Annotated in this window: 20 protein-coding genes and 1 pseudogene; 6 read left to right on the top strand and 15 right to left on the bottom strand. The window is 72.0% G+C overall.

Features of this window, described 5'->3' with window-relative positions; genetic code table 11:
* Positions 1-36: 36 nt before the first annotated feature.
* Complete coding sequence (locus Q6347_RS11745; RefSeq protein WP_304607439.1) at positions 37-1,326, bottom strand: septum formation family protein; 1,290 nt, start codon at positions 1,324-1,326, stop codon at positions 37-39.
* 176 nt (positions 1,327-1,502) lie between these two features.
* On the opposite strand from Q6347_RS11745, the gene Q6347_RS11740 reads away from it, so the two are divergent.
* A complete protein-coding gene (locus tag Q6347_RS11740; RefSeq protein ID WP_304607438.1) occupies positions 1,503-2,573 on the top strand; it encodes an acyl-CoA desaturase in 1,071 nt (356 codons plus the stop codon).
* 46 nt (positions 2,574-2,619) lie between these two features.
* Here the strand turns inward: Q6347_RS11740 and Q6347_RS11735 are convergent, their stop codons facing one another.
* Entirely contained in the window at positions 2,620-3,588 is a 969-nt protein-coding gene (locus tag Q6347_RS11735; RefSeq protein WP_369810851.1) for a cold-shock protein, read from the bottom strand.
* Between the two features lie 82 nt (positions 3,589-3,670).
* On the bottom strand, positions 3,671-4,342 hold the full coding sequence (locus tag Q6347_RS11730) for an O-methyltransferase (RefSeq protein ID WP_304607437.1): 672 nt from the start codon (positions 4,340-4,342) through the stop codon (positions 3,671-3,673).
* A 63-nt stretch (positions 4,343-4,405) separates the two neighbouring features.
* Between Q6347_RS11730 and Q6347_RS11725 the strand changes: the two genes are divergently transcribed.
* On the top strand, positions 4,406-4,981 hold the full coding sequence (locus tag Q6347_RS11725) for a 1-acyl-sn-glycerol-3-phosphate acyltransferase (RefSeq protein ID WP_304607436.1): 576 nt from the start codon (positions 4,406-4,408) through the stop codon (positions 4,979-4,981).
* A 37-nt stretch (positions 4,982-5,018) separates the two neighbouring features.
* Positions 5,019-5,414: pseudogene (locus Q6347_RS11720) on the top strand (GNAT family N-acetyltransferase); the annotation flags it as partial.
* A 91-nt stretch (positions 5,415-5,505) separates the two neighbouring features.
* Here the strand turns inward: Q6347_RS11720 and Q6347_RS11715 are convergent.
* Positions 5,506-6,423 (bottom strand): universal stress protein, encoded by a 918-nt coding sequence (locus tag Q6347_RS11715; RefSeq protein WP_304604598.1) that lies wholly within the window; start codon positions 6,421-6,423, stop codon positions 5,506-5,508.
* Between the two features lie 125 nt (positions 6,424-6,548).
* On the opposite strand from Q6347_RS11715, the gene Q6347_RS11710 reads away from it, so the two are divergent.
* On the top strand, positions 6,549-8,171 hold the full coding sequence (locus Q6347_RS11710) for a GAF domain-containing sensor histidine kinase (RefSeq protein WP_304607435.1): 1,623 nt from the start codon (positions 6,549-6,551) through the stop codon (positions 8,169-8,171).
* Here Q6347_RS11710 and Q6347_RS11705 read toward each other — a convergent pair whose 3' ends face one another.
* From Q6347_RS11705 to Q6347_RS11695, 3 genes are all read right to left on the bottom strand, one after another.
* Complete coding sequence (locus Q6347_RS11705; protein WP_304604600.1) at positions 8,172-8,819, bottom strand: response regulator transcription factor; 648 nt, start codon at positions 8,817-8,819, stop codon at positions 8,172-8,174.
* A 23-nt stretch (positions 8,820-8,842) separates the two neighbouring features.
* Positions 8,843-9,382, bottom strand: coding sequence for a hypothetical protein (locus Q6347_RS11700; protein WP_304604601.1), 540 nt, complete (start codon positions 9,380-9,382; stop codon positions 8,843-8,845).
* A 153-nt stretch (positions 9,383-9,535) separates the two neighbouring features.
* On the bottom strand, positions 9,536-11,572 hold the full coding sequence (locus Q6347_RS11695; protein WP_304607434.1) for a hypothetical protein: 2,037 nt from the start codon (positions 11,570-11,572) through the stop codon (positions 9,536-9,538).
* Between the two features lie 265 nt (positions 11,573-11,837).
* Between Q6347_RS11695 and Q6347_RS11690 the strand changes: the two genes are divergently transcribed.
* Positions 11,838-12,077, top strand: coding sequence for a hypothetical protein (locus Q6347_RS11690; RefSeq protein ID WP_246246830.1), 240 nt, complete (start codon positions 11,838-11,840; stop codon positions 12,075-12,077).
* A 39-nt stretch (positions 12,078-12,116) separates the two neighbouring features.
* On the opposite strand, the gene Q6347_RS11685 is transcribed toward Q6347_RS11690, so the two are convergent.
* Both Q6347_RS11685 and Q6347_RS11680 read right to left on the bottom strand, forming a co-directional pair.
* A complete protein-coding gene (locus tag Q6347_RS11685) occupies positions 12,117-13,235 on the bottom strand; it encodes a dipeptidase (protein WP_304607433.1) in 1,119 nt (372 codons plus the stop codon).
* Positions 13,236-13,280: 45 nt separating this feature from the next.
* Entirely contained in the window at positions 13,281-14,852 is a 1,572-nt protein-coding gene (locus Q6347_RS11680; RefSeq protein WP_369810850.1) for a SulP family inorganic anion transporter, read from the bottom strand.
* Positions 14,853-15,074: 222 nt separating this feature from the next.
* Between Q6347_RS11680 and Q6347_RS11675 the strand changes: the two genes are divergently transcribed.
* Positions 15,075-15,443: a MerR family transcriptional regulator gene (locus Q6347_RS11675; RefSeq protein WP_171248382.1), complete on the top strand. Its 369-nt coding sequence runs from the start codon at positions 15,075-15,077 to the stop codon at positions 15,441-15,443.
* A gap of 84 nt (positions 15,444-15,527) precedes the next feature.
* Here Q6347_RS11675 and Q6347_RS11670 read toward each other — a convergent pair whose 3' ends face one another.
* The 6 genes from Q6347_RS11670 to Q6347_RS11645 form a co-directional block, all read right to left on the bottom strand.
* Positions 15,528-15,887, bottom strand: a complete 360-nt coding sequence (locus Q6347_RS11670) for an RNA-binding S4 domain-containing protein (RefSeq protein ID WP_171248383.1) — start codon at positions 15,885-15,887, stop codon at positions 15,528-15,530.
* A gap of 71 nt (positions 15,888-15,958) precedes the next feature.
* Complete coding sequence (locus Q6347_RS11665) at positions 15,959-18,325, bottom strand: glycoside hydrolase family 3 N-terminal domain-containing protein (RefSeq protein WP_304607622.1); 2,367 nt, start codon at positions 18,323-18,325, stop codon at positions 15,959-15,961.
* A 116-nt stretch (positions 18,326-18,441) separates the two neighbouring features.
* Complete coding sequence (locus tag Q6347_RS11660) at positions 18,442-20,175, bottom strand: glycoside hydrolase family 43 protein (protein WP_304607432.1); 1,734 nt, start codon at positions 20,173-20,175, stop codon at positions 18,442-18,444.
* A 76-nt stretch (positions 20,176-20,251) separates the two neighbouring features.
* On the bottom strand, positions 20,252-21,136 hold the full coding sequence (locus Q6347_RS11655) for a carbohydrate ABC transporter permease (protein WP_369810849.1): 885 nt from the start codon (positions 21,134-21,136) through the stop codon (positions 20,252-20,254).
* A complete protein-coding gene (locus Q6347_RS11650; protein WP_304604606.1) occupies positions 21,133-22,158 on the bottom strand; it encodes a carbohydrate ABC transporter permease in 1,026 nt (341 codons plus the stop codon). The genes Q6347_RS11655 and Q6347_RS11650 overlap by 4 nt, the downstream gene beginning before the upstream one ends.
* 8 nt (positions 22,159-22,166) lie before the next feature.
* The gene (locus Q6347_RS11645; protein ID WP_304604630.1) at positions 22,167-23,459 is read right to left on the bottom strand and encodes an ABC transporter substrate-binding protein; all 1,293 of its coding nucleotides are present in this window, start codon (positions 23,457-23,459) and stop codon (positions 22,167-22,169) included.
* Positions 23,460-23,538: the final 79 nt, after the last annotated feature.

Raw genomic sequence — 23,538 nt, 5'->3', positions numbered from 1 at the left:
GCTCCTCACAAGGGGAACAGGTCGCGCACAGACCTGTCATCCGTCCGTCGGGGTATCGACCACAGCCACGGTGTCATCCGCCAGCGACCCCGTGACCGGGACCGGGGCCCACTCCTGAGAACCCTCGGCCGACCCGGCGTAGCCCGACGTCACGTAGGCGAGACAGGCCAACGCCCGGTCGTCGAACTGGTACCACGCGGCGGCGGTGGGGTACACCGCGACGACGTCCACGCGATACCCGCCCTCGACCGACAGGTCCTGCTGGCGGCACGACGCGGTGGCGCGTCTGGCCAGCTCCGACTCACCGGGGTACTCGACGGGATCCCGGGGAGCGTCGTCCAGCACCAGCACGGGCCAGGCCCCCGTCTCGACCACCTCACCCGTGTGCGGTTCGTCGCAGTCGAGCACACCCACCTGCCCCAAAGCTGCCTCCGGGGCCTCGGGCTCGGTCAGGTCGAGGCAGTCTCCGGCCCGGAGCGCACCCCGGTCCTTGGTCTCCACGGTGTCGCCGAACACCGCTCCCCCGCCGAAGGCGACCGCCAGCGCGACGACGGCGGGCCAGACCCACCACGGGGTCCGGCGGCGCGGGACCGGCTCCTCGGCCGCACCGGACGGACCTGCTCCCGTCGATGCACCCCCGTTCGACGAGGTGTGCGCCGGCGCGGGGCCGTGCTGCTTCTTGTCGACGTCGTGCTCGACGATGCTCAGCAGGAACCGCAGCACGCCGAAGATCACGAACGCCCGCACGATCACCAGCGCGAGGCCCACGTCGAACTCGTAACCCGTGACGGGCTGCTCCCACCCGAGCGTGGCCGGCACGTCGAGCGGGAAGGCGTCCCAGGTCATCCAGAAGACGAGCTCTCCCGCCCGGGCGAAGGACGTTCCCGACCCCACGAGCGCCGCGACGCCGTAGACCATCCACAAGATGAACCAGAGGGCCGACAGCGCGGCCATCGATCCGGGGCGCACGCCGTGGTGCCCCGTCGCGCGGTTGACGAAGAAGAGCACGACCGCCGTGGCCGCACTGCCGAACGCCACCACCGAGACCCACGGGTCTACCGGGACGACGTGGGTCGCTCGGAGCAGGAGGACCAGGACGACCGCCGTGACGGCCCAGGCCAGCCCGTGCATCGGGAGCCAGCGGCGGTCGCACAGATCGACGAAGCCGCCGTGCAGCTCGCGTGCTCGCGACCTGACCTGCGGCACCGCGTGAACGGTGACCGCGTCGCGCACGAGCGACAGCGGGCTCCTCGGCGAGCCCTCGACCTCGGACATGATCCGCTCCGACGCGATCGACGGACGGCCCGGCGGGCCGTCGAGCACCATCTACCGGAGAAGAGCGACAGCGCACCGACGCTGATACGGGACGGACGTGCACCGTTCGTTCACGAGTCGTCTGCTCCCCCGGTACGGCCGACCCCCTAGTGTGAAGCCATTCACATCACAGGCATCACCTCACGACCGCGGCTGAGAAGTCGACACCCCCGACGACGAGGACGTCCATGACCTCCGCCGCACTGCGCGCCGACAACCCTGTCACCAGCACCTACGCCGCCCTGTCCCGCACCGTCCGGGACGCCGGTCTGCTGCGCAGGACACCCCGCTACTACCTGTGGACCCTCGGCGTGCTCACCGCCGCGCTGGGCGGGATCGTCACGGGTTCCGTCCTCCTGGGCGACTCCTGGTTCCAGCTCCTCATGGCCGGTGCGCTGGGCCTGGTCCTGACCCAGTTCTCGTTCGTCGCGCACGAGGCGGCGCACAAGCAGGTGTTCGCCTCCGGACCGGTCAACGACCGCGTCGGGCGCATCCTCGCCAACGGGGTGGCCGGCATCAGCTACTCCTGGTGGATGTCCAAGCACACGCGCCACCACGCCAACCCGAACAAGGTCGGCAAGGACCCGGACATCGCGATGGACACCATCGCGTTCACCGAGGAGCAGGCCCGCGAGCAGAAGGGCTTCCTGGCGCTGATCAACCGCTACCAGGGCTGGTTGTTCTTCCCGCTCCTCACCCTCGAGGGCGTGAACCTGCACGTCACCTCGATCCGGTCCCTCTTCACCGGGAGGCCGGACACCCTGCGCGCCCGTATCAACGAGCTCGTCGTGATCGGCCTGCGCCTGAGCCTGTACCTCGCGGTGCTGTTCGTGTTCCTGCCCGTCGGGCTGGCCTTCGCGTTCCTCGGTGTGCAGATGGCCGTGTTCGGCGTCTACATGGGCGCCTCGTTCGCCCCGAACCACAAGGGCATGGCGCTGATCCCCGCGGACAGCAAGCTGGACTTCCTGTCCAAGCAGGTGCTGACCTCGCGCAACATCCGCGGCGGCTGGTGGATGAACATCCTCATGGGCGGCCTGAACTTCCAGATCGAGCACCACCTGTTTCCCTCCATGCCGCGCCCCCACCTGGCCCGGGCCCGGGAGATCGTCCGCGAGCACTGTGCGCACCTGGGCATCCCGTACACGGAGACGAGCCTGGTGGCCTCCTACGGCATCGTCGTGCGCTACCTGAACCGGGTGGGCCTCCAGGCCCGCGACCCGTTCGACTGCCCGATGTTCCACCAGCTGCGCGGGCGCTGAGGAGTCGGGGCGAGGGCGGCGGCGGTGCTCGGACCTGCCGCCGCGCTCACACGATCTCGACGCGGTCGGCCTGCGGTCCCCGGTCGCTCTGGCGCACCGTGAACCGGACCCGGTCGCCCTCCTCCAGCATCTCGGCGCCCCGCACCACCGACACGTGCACGAACAGGTCCTCGCCGCCGTCGTCGGGCGCGATGAACCCGAAGCCGCGGTCCGCGTCGTACCGTGCGACGGTCCCTTCGCCTCCCCGCACCGGCCCGCGGGATGCGGGCGGACGGCCCGGTCGTCCGCGGCCCGCCACGTCACGCCCGCTCCCCGCGCCCCGCACGACCTGGACGTTGCGGGCGTTCGGCCCCCGGTCGCCGTCGACGACGTCGAACGTCACCCGCGCGCCCTCGGCGAGCTCGGACGTCCCCCGGCCGAGCGCCTTGACGTGGACGAAGACGTCCTCGCCGCCCGCGTCCGGAGCGATGAACCCGAAGCCCTTGGCCTCGTCGAAGAAGGACACGGTGCCGTCGGCACCGTCCGAGGCCGGCTTCGCGGCCTCCGCCGCGAGCGGGAGCAGGTGGTCCGCCTGCGGCCCCTTCTCCCCCTCGACGACGAGGAACGCCACGCGCTGCCCCTCCGTGATGACGCCGCCGGTGACGATGGCCGAGCTGTGGACGAAGATCTCGGCACGACCGCCGTCAGGCGTGACGAAGCCGTAGCCCTTGGTCGGCTCGTACCAGCTGACCGTGCCGAGCACGCCCAGCGGCGCATCGGCAGGCTGGTCGCCCGTGACACGGACCCGGCGCGCCTGCGGGCCCCGGTCACCCTCGCCCACCTCGAACTCGACGGACTGCCCCTCGCGGAGCTGTTTCGGTCCCGTGCCACCGCCGACGATCTCGGACGCATGCACGAACAGGTCGTCGGCGTCGTTCCCTCGGTCGATGAAACCGAACCCTCGGTCGGCGTCGAACCATCGGACGGTTCCCTGGTGCACGAAGAGCTCCTCGTTGGTGGTGGACGGTGCTGTCATCCAGTGTCCCCCCACAGCACCCCTGACAGGTGCGCCCGGCCGCCCCCGTCGCCCCCGGGGCCTGTCCGGAACCTCACACCGCTCAGGTCACGCGCGCGATCGCGAACCCGTCCCACCCCTTGGCCCCGACCGTCTGGAGCGCGGTCGCGGTCAGCCGCGGGTCGCTCCCCAGGGCGTGCAGGAACTCCCGCACCCCGACGACGTCCGGGTCGTCGTCCTCCGGGTCGACGACGGCTCCCCGGCGGACCACGTTGTCCCCCACGATGACGCTGCCGGGCCGCGTCACGCGCAGCGCCAGCTCGAGGTAGGCGGGCATGTTCGCCTTGTCGGCGTCGACGAACACGAGGTCGTACGGCTCCGCACCGCGGTCGGCGAGGCGTGCCACGACGTCCAGCGCGCGCCCCACCTCGATACGTACCAGCGGGCCGACGCCGGCGCGGTCCACGTTCTCCCGCGCGACCTCGGCGTGCCGCGGGTCGAGCTCCACCGTCGTCACGTGCCCCGCTCCCCCCACCGCGCGGGCGAGCCAGATGGTGGAGTAGCCGGCGAGCGTGCCGATCTCCAGCACCCGCCGGGCACCGGAGACCTGTGCGAGCAGCGCGAGGAACGCCCCCTGGGTCGCCGTGACCTCGATCGGGGGCAGACCGCGCTCCCGCCCGCGGTCCCGCGCGGCGACGAGCGCCGCGTCCTCCTCCACGAGCTCGCCGGCCAGGTAGGCGTCGACCTCGGACCAGCTCTGCTCCGCGCTCGCCATACCGCCGATGATGGCACCGAACCCGTCCGCACGGGCGGTCGTGGCACGCCGTAGGATCGTCGCGTGCTCACTTCGCTCCGTCGCGGCATCGCGCGTCTGTACTGGCGGATCAGCCAGTGGCGGCTGAAGACCGAACCGGCCCCCGACCGGACCGGCATCCTCATCGGCGCCCCGCACACCTCCAACTGGGACTTCGTCCTCATGCTCGCCATCGCCTGGCGGCTGGGGATCGACGTGCGCTGGTTGGGCAAGCACACCTTGTTCACGGGGTGGCGGGGACCGATCATGCGCGCCCTGGGCGGCATCCCGGTGGACCGCCGGGACCCGTCGCGCGTCGTCGACGACATCGTCGACCGGGTCGCGGCCGGGGAGACCTTCCACCTCGTGGTGACACCCGAGGGCACCCGCTCGGGCAACGGCTGGAAGTCGGGGTTCTACCGGATCGCCCGCGAGGCGGACCTGCCCATCACCCTGGGGTACGTCGACCGGACCACGATGACCACGGGTCTGGGCCCGACCATGGAGCTGACCGGCGAGGTCACGATGGACATGGACCGGATCCGCGCCTTCTACGCCGACAAGGCGGGCGTGCGGCCCGAGCTACGCACCGAACCGCGCCTGCGCTCCGAGAACAACTGACCGGGAACCGGAGCGGCCGGAGTCGTACTTCACCCCCGAGCACCACGCGCGGACCGTCCCGGACGAGCTCGCCGCGCACCGCGCCGGCCGCACCGTCCCGTGCGTCCTGGCGCGCGACAGCGAGGTCGTCGGCCGGGTCACGCTGAGCGATGTCGTGGCCGGCCCGTTCCGCAACGCCCACCTCGGCTACTGGCTCGCCGGCGCCGTCACGGGACACGGCGTGATGACCGCCGCCGTCGAGGCGCTCGTCACCCATGCACGGGACGCCGTCGGTCTGCACCGTCTGCAGGCCGCGACGCTGCCGCACAAACACGACTCGCAGGGCGTGCTCGCCCGGACCGGCTTCGAGAAGATCGGCTACGCCCCGCGCTACCTGCAGATCGCGGGCGCCTGGCAGGACCACGTCCTGTTCCAGCGGATCCTGCACGACTGAGACGTCGGCGCTGGTCGACCGGGCCTGCACACAGCAGCGTCCCGCCCGGCCGTCGGGGGAAGACGGCCGGACGGGACGTGTCCCACGGGTCCTACGCGGGCTCGTGGGCGATCAGGACCGGGCAGGGTGCGTGCCGCACCAGCCGGTCGGGCATCGACCCCAGCACCCGGCCGACCATCGGCGAGTGCTTGCGTCCGCCGACGACGGCGAGGTCGTGCCGGTTGAGCCGCTGCTGCAGGACGTCGATCGGCACCCCGGTGACGACCTCCGTCGACACCTCGACGTCCGGGAACTTGTCGGTCCAGCGCGACATGATGTCCGTCATCGCCTTCATGGCCTCGTCCCGGTACTCCTGCGAGAGCGCACTGGCCATGGCGTACGGCCCGGCGATGAAGTCCGGGTGCACGGCGTGCACCACGAGCAGCGGCGCCGCGGCGCAGTCGGCCTCCCCGAACGCCTGCTCCAGGACGCGGTCGGCCTGCTCGTCGGTGTCGACGGCGGCCACGACCCGCCAGATCGGGCCGACGCTGTCGCTCGGGGTGACGGAGTGCTGCGCGACCGGGTCGGTCGGCACCACGACGACGGATCCGTGCGCCATCGCCGCCACGGCGGACGAGACGGATCCCAGCACCACCCGGTCGATGCCGCCGAGGCCGCGCTGGCCGACCACGACGACGCTCTCGGGACCGGTGTGGCCCACGAGCACGCCGGCCGGCGTGCCGGAGACGACCTCCCACGAGACCTCGTCCGCGACGGGGGCTGCGGTGGGCCGGTGCTCGCGGAGCTCGACCAGCCGTTCCGCGGCCCGGGAGATCCCCTCCTCCGCCCGCTCGCGGATCGCCTGCTCCCCGAGGCCGAAGCCCGGCTCGGCCGGAGTCGTCGGAACGGTGTACGCGCTCACCACGGTCAGGGTTCCCTGTCGGCGTACGGCTTCGGCGGCCGCCCAGTCGAGGGCCTGCTCACCGGCGATCGAACCGTCGATGCCGACGATCACTCGTGTGCTCTTCATGACGACCTCCTTGGTCTTGCCCCTAGTAGGCCACGGACGCACCGCCGCCCGGCAGTGCCTCTCGCCTCCCCCTGGCAGGCCGAAGGTCCCGGGCCGGACAGCCCTGGTCCCGCTACGGTGAACAGGTGCACGACGACGACGTGGACCGCCTGCTCGCGGCCGTGGTCTCGGTCGGGAGGGGTCTCGACCTCGAGACCACGCTGCAGCGCCTCGTGGAGACGGCGTCCGACGTCGTCGACGCGAGGTACGCCGCGCTCGGGATCCTCGGCGAGGACCAACGGATCGCGCGGTTCCTCACCGTCGGGCTCACCCCCGAGGAGATCCGCGCGATCGGCCCCTACCCGACGGGCAAGGGCCTCCTCGGGGAGCTGGTCCGGCACCCGGAGTCGCTCCGCCTGGCCGACATGCGCGGCGACCCCCGGTCGGTCGGGTTCCCCCCGCACCATCCGCCCATGCGGTCGTTCCTCGGCGTCCCCCTGCGGGTCCGCGGACGGCCCTTCGGCAACCTGTACCTCACCGAGAAGCAGGGCGGCGGGGAGTTCACCGACCGCGACCAGCACCTGGCCGAGGGGCTCGCGGCCGCGGCCAGCGTCGCCGTCGAGAACGCACGGCTGTACTCCGCGGCACGCCTGCGCGAACGGTGGGCGCGGGGCAACCACGAGATCTCCCGGGAGATCGCCTCGGGCTCGTCGCCGGACTCGGTGATGGACGTCGTCGCCCGTGAGGCCATGCACGTGGCGGAGGCCGACACGGCCGTGCTCGCCATCCGCGCCGACGACGCCGACCAGCTCGTCATCCGCTCGGCCTGCGGTGCCGGGGTCGACGGCCTGGTCGGCACGGCCCTGCCGACGCGTGGCACGTTCGCCGCCGACGCCTACGTCTCCGGCCAGCCCGTGACGACGGCGGACGCGGCCACCGACGACCGCACCACCCCGGCGTTCCGGCCGGTCGACGTCGTCGGCCCGCTGGCCGCGGTACCCCTGGGCGGGCCGGGCGAGACGATCGGCATCCTCACCGTCGGCCGGCGACGCCACACCCCGCCGTTCTCGAGCGTCGCCATCGACTCGCTGCAGGCCTTCGCGGCGCAGACCGCCGTCGCGCTCGAGCTGGCGCAACGTCGTCGGGACGGGGAACGCCTCGCGGTGATCCGCGACCGCGACCGGATCGCGCGCGACCTGCACGACCTGGCGATCCAGCGGCTGTACGCCACCGGGCTGAGCCTGGAGGCGGTCGGGCGCCGGCTGGAGCGGGACGGTCTCGACCAGGACGCCGACCGCGTGGGACGTGCCGTGGACGACCTCGACGACACCATCAGCCTCATCCGCACCACCATCCACGGCCTGCACCAGCCCGAGGCGCAGGACCGTCGGGCCGGCATCAAGGCCCGGCTCATCGCCGAGTGCGACGCGGCCGCGCGGACGCTGGGTTTCCATCCCGCCCTGCGGATGTCCGGCCCGATCGACACGGTGGTGCCGGCGGTCATCGCGGACCACCTCGTGGCCGTGCTGCGCGAGGCGTTGTCGAACGTGGCCCGGCACGCGCACGCCGGACGGGTCGACGTCTCGGTCGACGCGATCGAGTCGCTCCGGCTCGTCGTGCGCGACGACGGACGTGGCATCCCGGACGACGCCGCCCCCAGCGGCCTGCGGAACATGGAAGAGCGGTCGGCCGAGCTCGGGGGGACGTTCGAGGTCGACACCGGCCCGGGCGGCACGACGGTCCGCTGGCGGGTGCCGCTCAGACGGTGATCAGTGCCGGTCCTCGAGGCGGGTGGCGAGCACGGCGGCCTGCACGCGGCGTTCCAGCCCCAGCTTGGCCAGGATGCTGGAGACGTAGTTCTTCACGGTCTTCTCGGCCAGGTACAGCTCGGCACCGATCTGCCGGTTGGTCATCCCCTGCCCGATGAGGGCGAGGACCCGCTGCTCCTGCTCGGTCAGCCCGGCCAAGGGGTCGTCGTCGTGGCGGTCCTGCGCCCGCATGCGCTGCATCACCGCGGCGGTGGTGCGGGGGTCGAGCGTGGAACCCCCGGCCGCGACCGTGCGGATCGCGGCGACGATGTCGGTCCCGCGGACCTGCTTGAGCACGTAGCCGGCAGCACCGGCCATGATCGCGTCGAACAGCGCCTCGTCGTCGTCGAACGAGGTGAGCATGAGGCAGGCCACGTCCATGCGCGAGTGCAGCTCCCGGCACACGGTCACCCCGTCGCCGTCGGGCAGGCGCACGTCCAGCACGACGACGTCCGGGGTGAGAGCGGGGATGCGTGCGAGGGCCTGGGCGGCGGTGCCGGCCTCGCCGACCACCTCGAGGTCCGGTTCGGCCTCGATGAGGTCGGCGACACCGCGACGGACGATCTCGTGATCGTCCACGAGGAAGACCCGCACACTCGGCTCGCCCATGGCTCTACGCTACGCAGTCGACGTCAGCGCAGCCAGGGGAGACGCTGAACCAGCTCGGTGGAGCCCCAGCGCTTGCCGAGACCGAGCGTGTCGCCGGCGAGGATGGCGGCCAGGCCGACCAGCAGGACGGCGTCGACCAGGTGGTAGTCGACGAACGGGTTGTTCTCCAGCGGCAGCGAGGCGAGCCACATGAGCAGCATGAGGATCGCGCCGGAGACGGCGGCGACACGCATGCCGATACCGAGCAGCAGCGCGAGGCCGATGCCGAGCAGCCCGAGCATGAACAGCCAGTCGATGAAGACGTTGTTCGCGAGCGAGCTGAAGAAGTCGCCGAACGTCCCCTCGGCGTTGCTGAGGTAGCCGGTGGTGGGCGAGCCGCCCGAGATCCAGGCCCGCTCGGCGGGCGTGGCGACGCCCAGACCGAAGGTCTTGTCGAAGAAGGCCCAGAGGAACTCGACGGCGAGCAGCAGCCGGACGACGGCGAACGTGTACGCCGCGGCCGGTGAGAGCGAGGTCTCGCGCACGGTGGGGGTCGATGCCTGGTGCGCGGAGGCGGTGGTCATGACGATCTCCTCCTTCGACCGGGAACTCCGGTCCTGGGCACCGGGCGGTTCCCGGTGTCAGCACCAGACTCGCGGTCCCGTGCCCCCGGGGGCAGGGTGCAACGGCCCTGACCTGCGGGCCCATGGTCCCGCCCCCGGGGCCGAAGGTCCCGATCAGGACACCGAGGGCTCCGCGGGGACGCGCTCGGCGTCCGTCCCCTGGCCGTCGGTGCCGTCCCGGTCCCCGTCGACGCCGGGCGCGGCCACGACGGCGACGACCCGGGGCTCCGTGAGCACGGCCGCCGGCCGCCGACGTCGTCGCCGGACGACGAGCCACGGGACCAGCACCAGCAGGGCCAGTCCCACGAGGGCACCGATCACGAGCGCGATCCCGACCCACAGCGCACGGTCGGCCCGCTCCGTGGTCTCGGTGGCGGCCAGCTGCGCCCTCTCGAGGTCCCCCGACGCGAGCGCCTCGGCGGCCTCGGCCGCCGACGCCTCCGCTGCGAGCACGCGCTCGCCCAGCTCGGTGACGGGGTCACGGTCGGCGGCGACCGCCTCCGTGGCGGCGTGCACCTGCTCCAGGGTGTCCGTGGTCCGGGGCAGCAGGTCGCCCACCTCGGTGAGGTCCGAGACCGACCCGGCGTCCTCGTAAGCGGCCCGGATGCTGTCCGGGACGCCCAGGCCCGTGCGTGCGGCGGCCTCCTGCAGGGCCGACGCCTCCACGGTCAGCGGGTCGAGGACCTCGAACACCTCTCCCGCCTCGTCGTAGTCCCAGACCGTCATGGCGCGGCGCAGCGTGTACGGGGCGGCCCAGTCGCCGTCGGCGGTGTCGAGACGCTCGTACTCGGCCCGGGCGTCGGCACGCTCGGCGAGCTGCTTCTTCTGGGGTCCCGTCGCCACCCACTGCCGGAAGACCTTCGTGCCGTCCACCCCGCCGCGCTCGGCGGCCAGGTCCAGGAACCGCTTCCAGTCGACCGTGCCGAAGCGGTGCTCTGTGCTGCCCGCCGGCTCGTAGGCGCTCTCGCCAGCCACCGCTGACCGGACCACCTCGGTGAACGTCTCGTCGTCCAGGTCGCCCAGCAGCTTCTCGACCACCGTGTAGGAGGCGGCGTACCCGTAGTCCTCGCGCGCGACGTTCCCTCCGTCGGACCACTTGTTCAGCGCCACGGCCCCCTGGGCGTCCCGCTTCGGCGCCTTGCGCGGGGTGCCCTTGCCGTCGAGGGAGTCGATGACGCGGAAGGCGGTCACCTCGGTGAGTCCCTCGGACAGCCAGCGCTCGCGCACCGTGTCCTCGTTGAACCAGGCGTGCCCGAGCTCGTGGAACAGCGTGGCCTCGTCGAGGTCCTCGGCGAGGACGATCTCGCGGCCCGTCTCGTCGTACCAGGCGTAGCCGAGCACCTGGGGGGAGACGTCCTCGCGGATGACCTCGATGTCGCCCGGCCAGTCGGATCCGGTCAGCCCCTCGATCACCGGCAGCCCCTGCGACACCCGGTCGGCGGCGAAGTAGAGCCACGCGTCGTCACCGCGGAAGGCCTGCAAGGTCAGGCTGGTGTCCCCGACCTCGATCTCCCGCTCGTCGGAGCGCTCGTGGTCACGCAGGGACACCACCGCCCAGGTGCCCACGTCCTCGATGTGGTCGTCGAGGGAGTACACGGTGCGCTTGCCCTCGGTGTCCGGGGTGAAGCGTGCGGTGGCGTCGAACGTCATCGAGCTCGGGGCGTCGACCTCGACGCTGGTCCTGCCCTCGTCGCCGTAGGCGAAGACCGCGAACGTGCCGTACCCCGGGCCGACCCGCGCCCAGCGGTCCGACCGGATCGGGTCGCCGGCGATCGTGTAGGTCCACTCGATGGTGCGCGACCGGCCGTACCGCAGCGGGGAGAACCCGGCGGTCGCCCACCGGATGTTCGGGTCCTCGGAGTCGACGGTCGAGATCCTCAGGTCGACGCCGCCGCTGCTCGCCCGGAGGTTCTTCGCGCTGGACGGCACGCCGATGCCGTAGGCGTCCCAGTAGTAGTAGGTGTTGCCCCGGTCGGGGGTGACGTTGGTGATCGTGGTCGTCACCGTGGCGGTGACCTTGCCCTTCTTCGACACCACGTACCGCGCGTGGGACTCCTCGGTGATCCCGCCCGCGGCGGCCGCCGGGGCGACACCCGCCGGCACGGCCACGAGGCCGGCCAGCGCCAGTCCCGCCACGAGCAGCGTCGTCATCGTGCGGCGGACGAACCGTCCCCCGCGCCTGCGTTCGGTCTGGTCCGTCCGTGCCACACACACCCCGTCGTCGTCCCGGCGGTCACGGTGGCCGCCGCGCGCCGATCGTAGCGGCTGCCGCGCCGCAGCAGAAGGCCTGGTCAGGCGCGGTCTCGGCCCGCGACCGTCGGGGCCGCCCCGCTCGCGTGCTGACACGGCGTGCGGTACACCGGGAGGGTCAGCGTCGACGACCTGGGGGTACCTCATGCAGAACGACGCCGGAGCCATGACGATCGCACTGCTGACCGCCTGTTCCGAACCGGACCTGGGGATCCGCTCCACCATCGTCCAGGAGCTGCTCGACGAGGCCAGCCAGGACGCGCACCTGGCGCGCCAGGTGATGACCACGATGCTCACGGCGTCGGTGCTGTCCCTGCGGGCCTACTCGGAGGCCACCGCGCGCGAGCCCGGGACCGTCCTGCAGGCGCTCGGCATCTCCTGGTCGCGCCGGACGCTCGGCGTCTGAGTCGTCCGTCCCGCGTGCCCCCGCGACGGGAGTGCGCGGTCAGCGCTCCGCGTCGCGGAGCACGCGCAGCACGTTGCCGCTGGTGAGGCGGCCGAGGTCCGCGTCGGACCAACCTCGCTCGGCCAGCGCCTCCAGCAGCGCCGGGTAGCCGGACACGTCCGCGAGCTCGGGGGCGAACCCGCTGGCACCGTCGTAGTCCCCGCCGAGGCCGACGTGCTCGACGCCGGCCACCTCGCGCACGTGCTCGACGTGGGCGACGACGTCGGCCAGGCGCGTGGGCGGTGCGGGCCGGGTCTCGCGCCAGTCCGCGAGGAACGCGCTGAACGCCAGGTAGTCGGTCGCGCGGATCCCCTGCTCGGCGGCGGCCGCGGCGGCCTCGTCCTTCCACTCCGCCACCGCCGGCGTGACGAAGTGCGGCACGAAGGTGACCATGCAGACGCCACCGTTGCCCGCCAGCCGGCCCAGGACGTCGTCCGGCACGTTGCGCGGCACGTCGCAGACGGCGCGGGCGCTCGAGTGGGAGAAGACCACCGGCGCCGTCGTGACGTCGAGCGCGGCGTGCATGGTGCCCGCGGCGACGTGCGAGAGGTCGACGAGCATGCCGAGGCGGTTCATCTCGCGCACGACCTCGCGGCCGAAGTCGTTCAGGCCGCCGTGCTCGCTCGGCTCGTCCGTGGCGGAGTCCGCCCACGGCGTGGAGTCGTTGTGGGTCAGCGTCATGTACCGCACGCCGAGCTCGTGGAACATGCGCAGCACGCCGAGGGAGCCGTCGATCGAGTGCCCGCCCTCGGCGCCCAGCAGGCTCGCGATGCGCCCGTGGGACCAGGCGTCCTCGACCTCCGCGGCGGTCGTGGCGAGCTGCAGCTGGTCCGGGTACCGCTCGACCATGCGGTGCACGCCGTCGATCTGCTCCAGCGTCGCCACCACGGCGTCCGCCCCGGGGATGGTGGTCGGCACGTAGACCGACCAGAACTGCGCCCCCACTCCCCCGGCTCGCAGCCGGGGGATGTCCGTGTGGGTGCGGTCCGCCGTCGGCCCCGCGATGTCGAGCAGGTCCCAGTCGTAGCCGACCTGCTCGCGGGCCTCCCAGGCCAGGTCGTTGTGCCCGTCGGCCACGGGGTGCTCGGCCAGCAGGGCGCGGATCCGATCGCTCACCATGTCGGCGACCCTAGCGCCGGTCGCCCCCGCCGGCCGAGCGGCGGCTCAGTGCTCCGCGCCGAGCTTGCCGGCGAGGCGGTCCAGCCGCTCCCGGCTGTCGTCGTTGAGCCCGCGGAACTCCACGGTCTTGCCGTGCACGGCGTACTTGTGCTCGACGGCGTCGAGCGCGGCGACGGTCGAGGCGTCCCAGATGTGGGCGTTGGACATGTCGATGATCACGCGCTGCTCGTCGCCGGAGTAGTCGAACTGGTAGACGAGGTCGTTCGACGAGGCGAAGAACAGCTCGCCGTCGACGGCGTAGACGCGCTCGCCGTCCTCGTCGGAGGCGTCCAGCCGGGTGACCGTCGTCAGGTGCGCGACCCGCTGGGCGAACAGCACGGCCGCGACCACCACACCGGCCACCACGCCGTAGGCGAGGTTGTGCGTCCACACGGTGACGACGACCGTCGAGAGCATGACGCCCGTCTCGGCCCACGGCATGTTGCGCAGGGTCGAGGGGTGGACCGAGTGCCAGTCGAACGTGGCCACCGAGACCATGATCATCACGGCCACGAGGGCCGCCATCGGGATGACCGACACGACGTCACCGAGGGTGACGACGAGGATCAGCAGGAAGATGCCGGCCAGGAAGGTCGACAGCCGGGTGCGCGCGCCGGAGACCTTCACGTTGATCATCGTCTGGCCGATCATGGCGCAGCCGCCCATCCCGCCGAAGAACCCGGTGACGAGGTTGGCCACTCCCTGGCCCCACGTCTCGCGGGTCTTGTTCGAGTGGGTGTCGGTGACGTCGTCGACGAGCTTGGCGGTCAGCAGCGACTCGATGATCCCGACCAGCGCCATGGCGAACGCGTAGGGCGCGATGATCTGCAGCGTCTCCAGGGTCAGCGGGACGTCCGGGAAGAACAGCGCCGGCAGGGAGTCGGGCAGGTCGCCCTGGTCGCCGACGGTGGGCACCGCGATCGCCGCGACGACGGTGAGGATCGTCAGGAGCACGATGGCGACCAGCGGCGCCGGGACGACCTTGGTCAGCCGGGGGAAGAACACCATGATCGCGAGGCCGGCGGCCACGAGCGCGAAGACCGTCCAGCGCTGGTCGGAGGGCACCGCGTCGCCGAACAGGTGCGGGATCTGCGAGGTGAAGATGAGGATCGCGAGGGCGTTGACGAACCCGACCATCACCGAGCGGGGGATGAACCGCATGAGCCGCGCGACGCCGATCAGGCCGAGCACGACCTGGATCACCCCGCCGAGGATCACGGTGGCGATGAGGTAGTCCAGCCCGTGGTCGCGCACGACCGGGGCGATGACCAGGGCGATGGCACCGGTGGCGGCGGAGATCATCGCCGGCCGGCCGCCGACGAACGCGATGGTGACGGCCATCGTGAACGAGGCGAACAGCCCGATCTTGGGGTCCACGCCCGCGATGATCGAGAACGCGATGGCCTCGGGGATGAGCGCCAGCGCCACGACGAGCCCGGCGAGCACCTCGGTGCGCAGCCGCGTCATCGAGCTGAAGGCGGCCCGGAAGGAGCCGGACGAGGTCGCCTCGGGGGCGCCGGTGACGGGCTGGGGCTCGGGGGCCGGGTCGGGCAGGGAGGCACGCAGGTCGGTCGACACGCGGAGGCTTCCTCTCGGTTCGGTGGCGCCGTGGGCGCACGGCAGACCGAGAGGGACCGCTCGACGACGGGCTCCCGGCCGGGGACAGGGCTCAAGGGGCGCGGCGTCGCGCGAAGGATTCGGGTGTCGCGACCGACGGCGCCGGACGCACGTCGGCCCGCGACGGGGCAACTCTACCCTCACGTGAGGGTAGAGTTCATCCTCGTGTCTCACGATCCGGCCATGCATCACATCGGGGCCGTCGCCGAGCGGACGGGCCTGTCGTTGCGCACGCTGCGCCACTACGACGAGGTCGGGCTGCTGCGCCCCTCGGCACGGTCCGAGGGCGGGTTCCGGCTCTACACCGACGCCGACGTCGAGCGGCTGCTGCTGATCCGCCGCATGAAGCCGCTGGGGTTCTCCCTGGAGGAGATGTCGGACCTGCTGCGGGTCGCCGACACGCTCGGTGCCGAGGCCGTGGACCCGGACGAGCGTCCTGCCGCCCGGGACCGGCTCGCCGGCTACGTGACCGCGGCGGAGGAACGGCGGGCCGACCTGGCGCGCAAGCTCGAGATGGCCGACGAGCTGATCGCGCTGCTGCACCGGCTCTGACCGCGCCGGGTCAGCACCGATCCGCGCGGGTCAGGACCAAATACGCCGGGTCAGGACCAGCCCCCACGAGTCAGGACGGCCGGACTACCGCCGTCCTCCCCGGAGCCTGTCGATCTCGCGCCTCTCCTTCTTGGTGGGCCGGCCGGCACCCCGCTCCCGCAGGCCGACCGCGGCCCGCTCCGCACGCGTCGGCACCGGCGGGCTCTGGTCCTCGTAGGCCTTGACCGCCAGCGGTGCGCCGACGCGCTTGGGCAGCAGCTCGCGCACCACGACGATGCGCTGGCGCAGCGGGTCCTGCCAGGTCACGCGGTCGCCGACCTGGACCTGCGTGGCCGGCTTGGCGACGGTGCCGTTGACGCGCACCTTGCCGGAGCGCAGCGTCGAGGCCGCGACCGACCGGCTCTTGAAGAGCCGGACCGCCCACAGCCAGATGTCGATCCGCATCCGTCCACTCTGCCACGTCCTGCCTCGCGCGAATCGGTCCTGACCCGGCAGATTCTGTCCTGACCCGCGGGTCAGGGCTCGCGCACCACCACGGCGGTCGCGACCCGGGCGTCGGCACCGGTCACCGCGTGCAGCGGACCCGTGAGGTCCACGCGGGCCCGGGGTGTCGCCGTCCCGGGCACCTGACGCTTGGCGGCGACCCGCTCGTTCCGGATCGCACCGCCCGTCACGTGCCGCAGGTCACCGGCCTCGCCCGCCACGGCAGCGGCGTGCGACCCGACCCAGACGTCCACCGCTCCCGGCTCGACCACCCGGTCCAGACGCCGGTCGCTGAACGCGAACCGGGCCGTCGGCACCGAGAAGGCGACCTCGACCGACTCCCCCGGCGCGAGCGCCACCCGTCGGTACGCCAGCAGCTGGGCCACGGGCCGAGCGACCGACCCGACGAGGTCGTGGCCGTAGAGCTGCACGACGTCGGCACCTGCCACGTCCCCGGTGTTCGTGACCCGTACGGTGGCGGACAGCGTCCCGGCGGTGGCCACGGCCGGGTCCACCCGGAGCTCGCTGTACTCGAACGTCGTGTACGACAGCCCGAACCCGAACGGCCGCAACGGCGTGGAGTCCGTGGAGGTGACGTCGCTCGGGCCACCGAGCACGGGGTGCAGGTAGGAGTACGGCTGCGCCCCGGCCGACCGCGGCAACGACACCGGGAGCCGTCCGGACGGGGTGACCGCACCGGTCAGCACCCCGGCGACGGCGGGACCGCCCTCCTCGCCGGGGAAGAACGCCTGCACGACGGCCGCGGGACCGCGGTCACCGTCCAGCGCCCAGTCGATCGCGTAGGGCCGACCGGACAGGACCACCATGACCACCGGGGTCCCGGTGGCGACCACGGCCTCGACCAGCTCCCGCTGCACGCCGGGCAGGTCCAGCGACTCGACGTCGTTGCCCTCCCCGACGGTGCCCCGGCCGAACAGCCCTGCCTGGTCCCCGACCACGACCACGGCCACGTCGGCCGAGGACGCCGCGGCCACCGCGTCGGCGAACCCCGAGGTGTCCTCTCCCGCGACGTCGCAACCGCGGGCGTGCACGACCTCCGGACGAGCCGCCCCGGCGGCGGTGAAGGCGTTGCCGACGGACTCGAGCACGGTGGGGATCTCGAACCCGAGCGGGTGCTCGGGGTGGTGGGCGAGCACGTGGTTGGCGAACGAGTAGCAGCCCATCAGCGCGTCGGCGCGGGCCGCGTTCGGGCCGACGACCGCGACCCGTCCGGGCGCCTTGGTCCAGCGGCCCAGCGGCAGCACGCCGTCGTTGGACAGCAGCACCACCGACTCCTCGGCCAGCCGCCGCGCCACCTCACGGTGGCGTGGAGAGTCGAGGTCGACGTCGGCGGGCGGCTCGTCGGCGAACGCGTCGGGCTCGAGCAGTCCCAGCCGGTCCTTCTGCGCCAGGACGCGGAGCACCGCCCGGTCGACGAGAGCCTCGTCGACACGGCCGTCGCGCACCGCGGCCGTCAGCGGGTCGAGGAACGCGTCGCCGGTGGGCAGCTCGACGTCCACCCCGGCCGCGAGCGCCGTCGCCGCGGCCTCGCCGCGGTCGGCGGCCACCCCGTGCATGACCTCCAGGAACGCGACCCCGAAGTAGTCCGCGACGACCACGCCGTCGAACCCCCACCGGTCCCGCAGGACCCCGGTGAGGTACTCGTCCGAGGAGTGCAGCGGCACGCCGTCGATGTCGTTGTAGGACGCCATGACCGACCGGACGCCGCCGTCACGCACCGCCATCTCGAACGGCGGCAGGTAGACGTCGGCGATCTCGCGCGGACCGGCCGAGACCGGTGCGTGGTTGCGTCCGGCCCGCGACCCGCTGTACCCGACGAAGTGCTTGAGGGTGGCGTGCACCCCTGCTCCCTGCAGGCCGCGGACGTAGGCCGTGCCGACGGTGCCGACCAGGTACGGGTCCTCGGCGATGCACTCGTCGACGCGCCCCCAGCGCGGGTCCCGGATCACGTCGAGCACGGGTGCCAGGCCCTGGTGGATGCCGAGGGAGCGCATGGACTCGCCGATCAGGGCGCCCATCTCCGCCACGAGCTCGGGATCGAAGGCGGCACCCCAGGCCAGCGGCGTCGGGAACGTGGCGGCCTGCCAGGCCGCCAGCCCGGTCAGGCACTCCTCGTGCACCAGCGCGGGGATGCCCAGCCGGGTCTCGGCGCGCAGGCGCCGCTGCTCGCCCCACAACCACCGGGCACGCTCCACGGGGTCGACCGGCCGGGTGCCGTACACCCGGGTGTAGTGACCGATGCCGTGCCGGGTGACGTCGCCGAGCCGGTCGGCCCCGGCCTGCCCGGCCGCCATCTCGTCCTGCAGGGGGGCCACGACGTCGCCGCCCTGGTCGAGCCAGTAGCCCGCGAGCTGGGCCACCTTCTCCTCGAGGCTCATCCGCGCGTGCAGCGCCACGACCCGGTCGGAGGCGTGCGGCGCCGCGCCGGGCGTGCCCGGGCCCGCGGTGTCGGCGACGGTGTCCGACCTGCCCTGAGCGTTCGGCTGGACGTGGGTCACGGTCGGTCTCCTTCGGTGGACACGAGCTCGGACTCGAGGCTGCCTGCGGCGGCGTCGTGCGTCGAGAGCGACGTGGTGGTGGTCTGGTGGCGCGGGATGCTCCCTCCCGCGGGGTGATAGGCGAGCCGGACGCGTACCGACCCTGCGGCCGGTCTCCCGTCGCTGGTGGCGAACGCACCGATCCACAGTCCGAGGAATCCGCCGGTGGTGACCGTGTCGAGCCAGCGCGCATCGGCGGTCGCGACGTGGTGCTCACGCCCGGGGCCGTCCGGCGTCGGTGACCTGTGGAACAGGTCGACGTCGGTGCCCCGTGCCCTCATGCCCAGCACGATCCGTCCGGCGTCGGCGGCGACGGAGGCGTGGCCCATCGGCTCACCGCTGCCCGGGAGGGCGTCCGCCCGGGGGTCGGCACGCCCCGGGACGCCCTCGCCGTCGGCACCGGCACGTCGGCGGGCGCGGACGACGAGCCGGCCGCCCTCCGGCGTGACGTCGAGCGTCACGTGGTCCTGCTCGGACTGCCGGAGCACGAGCCCTGCTCGTTCGCCGACCTGCAACGCGGCGACGTCCAGCTCGAGCGTGACGTCGACGTCCTGGTGCTGCTGGCGAAGCCCGACGAAAGCCGGCACGCCCGGCTCGCCGAGGCCGTCCGCCCGGACCGGGAGGTGCCACCCGTCGCCGTCCGGCGCGGCGACGGTGGCGGGCAGGGCACGCAGCGCCGTCCACCGCCGGTCCGACGGGGCGACGACTCCGGGCCGGCCCCCGGGGTTCCATCCCGAGGGGGCCGCCGACGAACCCGGTACCTCGACCTCGCGAGGCACCATGCCGACTCCCGGCGCGAAGACCGGCCACCCGTCCTCCCACACCACCGGCACGAGGAACGTCTCCCGGCCCAGGGGGTAGTGGTACCCCCCGTAGGTACGCATGGCGAGCAGCACGGCGAACCAGTCGCCGTCGGGCGTCTCCACGAGATCGGCGTGCCCGACACCCACGACCGGGTGGCGCCTGCCCAGATGTCGGTGGGTCAGCACCGGGTTGCCCGCGTTCCCGACGTACGGACCGGTCACGCGTTCGGCGCGAGCGACCGAGACCGCGTGGTGGAACTCCGTCCCGGCCTCCGCCGCGAGCAGGTAGTACGTGCCGTCGACCTTGTACAGGTGCGGCCCCTCGGCCCAGACGGCGTTCGTGAGCGCACCGTTCCAGACGAGATGCTCGGGCCCGGTGAGCTTCATCGACGTGCGGTCGAGCTCCCGGATCCACACCTCGGTCTGGTCGTGCCATTCCGCGCGGTCCGGATCGACCAGACGGGTGCCGTGCATCCAGACCCGCCCGTCGTCGTCGAAGAACAGCGACGGGTCGATGCCGCGCTCGTCGAGCCAGATCGGGTCCGACCACGGTCCTGCCGCGTCGTCCGCGAGGCACACGAAGTTGCCGCCCCGCTGGTCGTCGTTCTGGTCCACGAGCGTGCACACGACCCAGAACCGCTCGCCGTCGTGACGGATCGTCGGAGCGTAGAGGCCCCCGGACGAGCGGATACCTCCCAGGTCGAGCATGCCCTCACGGTCGACGACGTGACCGACCGTCTCCCACGTGACGAGGTCACGCGAGCGCATGACGGGGAGTCCGGGCAGGTACTCGAAGGTCGAGCAGACCAGGTAGTACCACTGCCCCACCCGGCACACGCTGGGGTCGGGATAGCAGCCCGGCAGGACGGGGTTGCGTACGAGCGACACGGAAGTCCACCTCCACAGGACGGGGTGCGAGGACGACGTCGGGGCGTCGCCGGGACGTCGTCCTCGCGGGCCGGGCTCAGCCCTTGATCGCGCCGGTCAGTCCGCCGACGATCCGCTTCTCGAAGAGCGTGAAGAACAGCAGCGCCGGGATCATCGACAGCGAGGTGAACGCCAGCACCCGGGCGGTGTCCACCGAGTACTGCGACGCGAAGTTCGCCACGCCCAGCGGGAGGGTGAACGTCGCGGGGTCGCTGAGGATGAACAGGGGCAGCATGTAGTTGTTCCAGGCGTTGATGAACGCCAGGATGCCGACGGTGATCACGCCGGGCATCGACAGCGGGACGACCATCCGCCAGAAGAATCCGAGGCGGCTCGCCCCGTCGATGCTCGCCGCTTCCTCGAGCTCCTGAGGGATCGCCCGCAGGAACGGCACCAGGATGATGATCGTCACCGGCAGAGCGAACGCGATCTGCGGAAGGATGATGCCCATCAGCGAGTTCGTCAGGCCCAGCATGCGCACCATCAGGTACAGCGGCGTGATCGCCACGGTCATGGGGAACATCAGCCCGGCGGCGAACAGGGAGTACATGGCTCCCTTGCCGACGAAGTCGTACCGGGCGATGACGAACGACGCCATGACGCCCAGGACGACGGTGCCGACCGTCGTCGCGAGCGCGGAGATCGTCGAGTTCACCATGGCGACCCAGAACTCGCTGCTGGCCAGGACGTCGGTGTAGTTCGTGGTGACCCACGGCGACGGCAGCCCGGACGGGTCCTCGGTGATCTGCGAGTTCGTGCGGAAGCCGCCGAGCACGATGTACAGGACCGGTCCCATGCACGCCGCGATGAGCACGACGGCGATGAGGTAGGTGGCCGGGCTGCCCCACGCGAACGCCGTGGAGTGGCGCAGGACCTGCGGCGACGTCTGCGGGCGAGTGGGCGAAACGGTCGAGGCGCTCACTTCTTCCTCCTCTTCCGGCCTGAGTTTCCGGTCACCGCGCCCTCGGTGTCGCGGCGGAGCACGAAGCGCTGGTAGAACAGCGCGACGACCAGGGAGATCATGAACAGCACCACGGCGACGGCACTACCGAACCCGTAGTTCCCCGCCAGGTGACCGTTGAGGTACATGTAGGTCGCCATCGTCGACGTGCCCGCCGTGGCGGCGACGTACTGCCCCCAGATGATGTTGACCAGGTCGAACAGCTGCAGCGCCCCGATCATCGACAGGAACGCCCAGATGCGGATCGTCGGTCCGAGCAGCGGCAGCGTGATGCGGAACTGCTGCTGCCAGAACGAGGCGCCGTCGATGGCGGCGGCCTCGTACAGCTCCTCCGGGATGGACTGCAGACCGGCCAGCATGAGGATGACCGCGAAGCCGACGTACTTCCACGTGAGGATGAGCATGAGGGTGCCCATGGCGATGTTCGGGTCGGCGAGCCAGCTCTGCTGCAGGTTCTCCAGACCGATCTTGGCCAGGACCGTGTTCACCGCTCCGGTGTCGGACATCATCAGCGCCCAACCCGTGCCGACGATGACCTCGGAGATCACGTAGGGGACGAAGATCAGCATGCGGATGACGGACCGCCCGCGGATCTTCTGGTTCATCAGCAGCGCGAACAGGATGGCCACCGGGCCCTGGATGACCAAGGACAGGACCACGATGATGAAGTTGTGGCGGACCGCGTCCTGGAACGTGGGATCCGTCAGGATCGAGACGTAGTTCTGCAGGCCGGCGAAGTCCGTCGGCGGGCCGAAGCCCTTCCAGCGGAAGAATCCGTAGTAGGCCGCCATGAGCACCGGCACGATGACGAACGTCAGGAAGACGAGGATCGCGGGGCCGGTGAGGAGCGTGATCTCTGCACGTTTGCGCCAGTCGGCCCCTCGCCGCGACGGCTCGGCCGCCGGCTGTGCCGCAGGGGGCGGCGTGCTGCCGCCCCCTGCGGCCGAGGGACCCTCAGGCGCCATGACCTGTGAGTCGGACATCGGTGCGATCACCCGCGCGAGGCGGCCGTCTCCATGGTCGAGACGATGCCCGCGGCGTCACCCTGACCGGCCAGCAGCTCCACGACGGCCGTGTTCAGCGCGTTGCCGACGTTCTGGCCCAGGACGGTGTCCATCCAGGTGCTGACGTAGGCGGCGTCGTTGTAGGCCTCCATGATCGGCTGGAGCGCCGGGTCCTCGACGACCTCCTGGGCGTCCTGGTTGGCCGGGATGGTCTGGTACGCCTCGGCGTACTGCTCCTGCTGGTCCTTCGTCGCGATGAAGTTCAGGAAGTCCTCGCACGCGGACGGGGAGTCCTGCGAGCAGCTGAAGCCGTCGACGCCGCCCATCATCGCCGTCGGGTCACCCTCGCCACCCTCGACCTCGGGGAACGGGAACCACCCGAGGTCGTCCAGCGGCTGCTGGTCCGGGGTGAGGGAGGCGATCACACCGACGTTCCAGCCACCCATGAGCTCCATGGCGGCCTCGTGGTTCGCGACCAGCCCGGCCGACGACCCCGCGCCCTCCTGCGGATCGGTGGTCAGGAAGCCCTCGTGGAACGGCTCGGTGGCCGCGAAGTCCTCGAGGTCCTGGCCGGCCCGGAGCCAGCACTCGTCCGAGAAGTCCGCGGACGTGGACAGGCTCTCGATCGTCTCCTGCGAGCACTCGCGCAGGGCGAAGAAGTAGAACCAGTGCGCGGCCGGCCACGCGGCCTTCGCGCCGAGCGCGATCGGCTCGATGCCGGCGTCCTTGAGCTGCGCGTCGACCTGCTCGAGCTCGTCGATCGTCGTCGGGGTGCCCGAGACGCCGGCCTCGTCGTAGAGGTCCTGGGAGTAGAACATGCCGCCGGGCAGGACGGCGAGCGGCATCGCGTAGTTCTTCCCGTCCACGGTGAAGGCGGACAGCGCCGCGCCCATCGTGTCCTTGGCCTCGTCGCTGAGCGTGCCGGTCAGGTCCTTCACGTTGCCGCTGGCGACGATGTCCGCCAGCTTCTGCCCGCCGCGGGCCATGAAGACGTCGGGCATGTCGCCGGAGTTGACGGCCGTCTGGAGCTTGCCGTCCATGTCCTCGTTCTGGATCGACTGGATCTCGAAGTCCACGTCCGGGTGCTCCTCGGTGTAGGCCGCGGTCGCGTCCTCCCAGTACTGCTTGCCCGGGCCCGTGGTCGAGTTGTGCCAGACGGTGAGCGTCACCGGGCCGCCCTCCTCGGCGGAGCCGCCTTCGTCACCGCTTCCGCAGGCCGTCAGCGTGCCCAGGCCCATGACCAGGGCGGCCGTGACCGCGAGCGACCTTCGCGAACGCATCTTCATGACTGATCCTCCTCGTCGAGAATGCCTACCGCTGGGGGTGTTCCCCACGACGGCACCTGAACCCGCACCTGCA

Origin of the sequence: Isoptericola sp. b408 (genome assembly GCF_030588085.1) — a bacterium.
Taxonomy (GTDB): domain Bacteria; phylum Actinomycetota; class Actinomycetes; order Actinomycetales; family Cellulomonadaceae; genus Isoptericola; species Isoptericola sediminis.
Note: the sequence above shows the minus strand (reverse complement) of the source record. Positions and strands in the feature narration are given on the sequence as shown.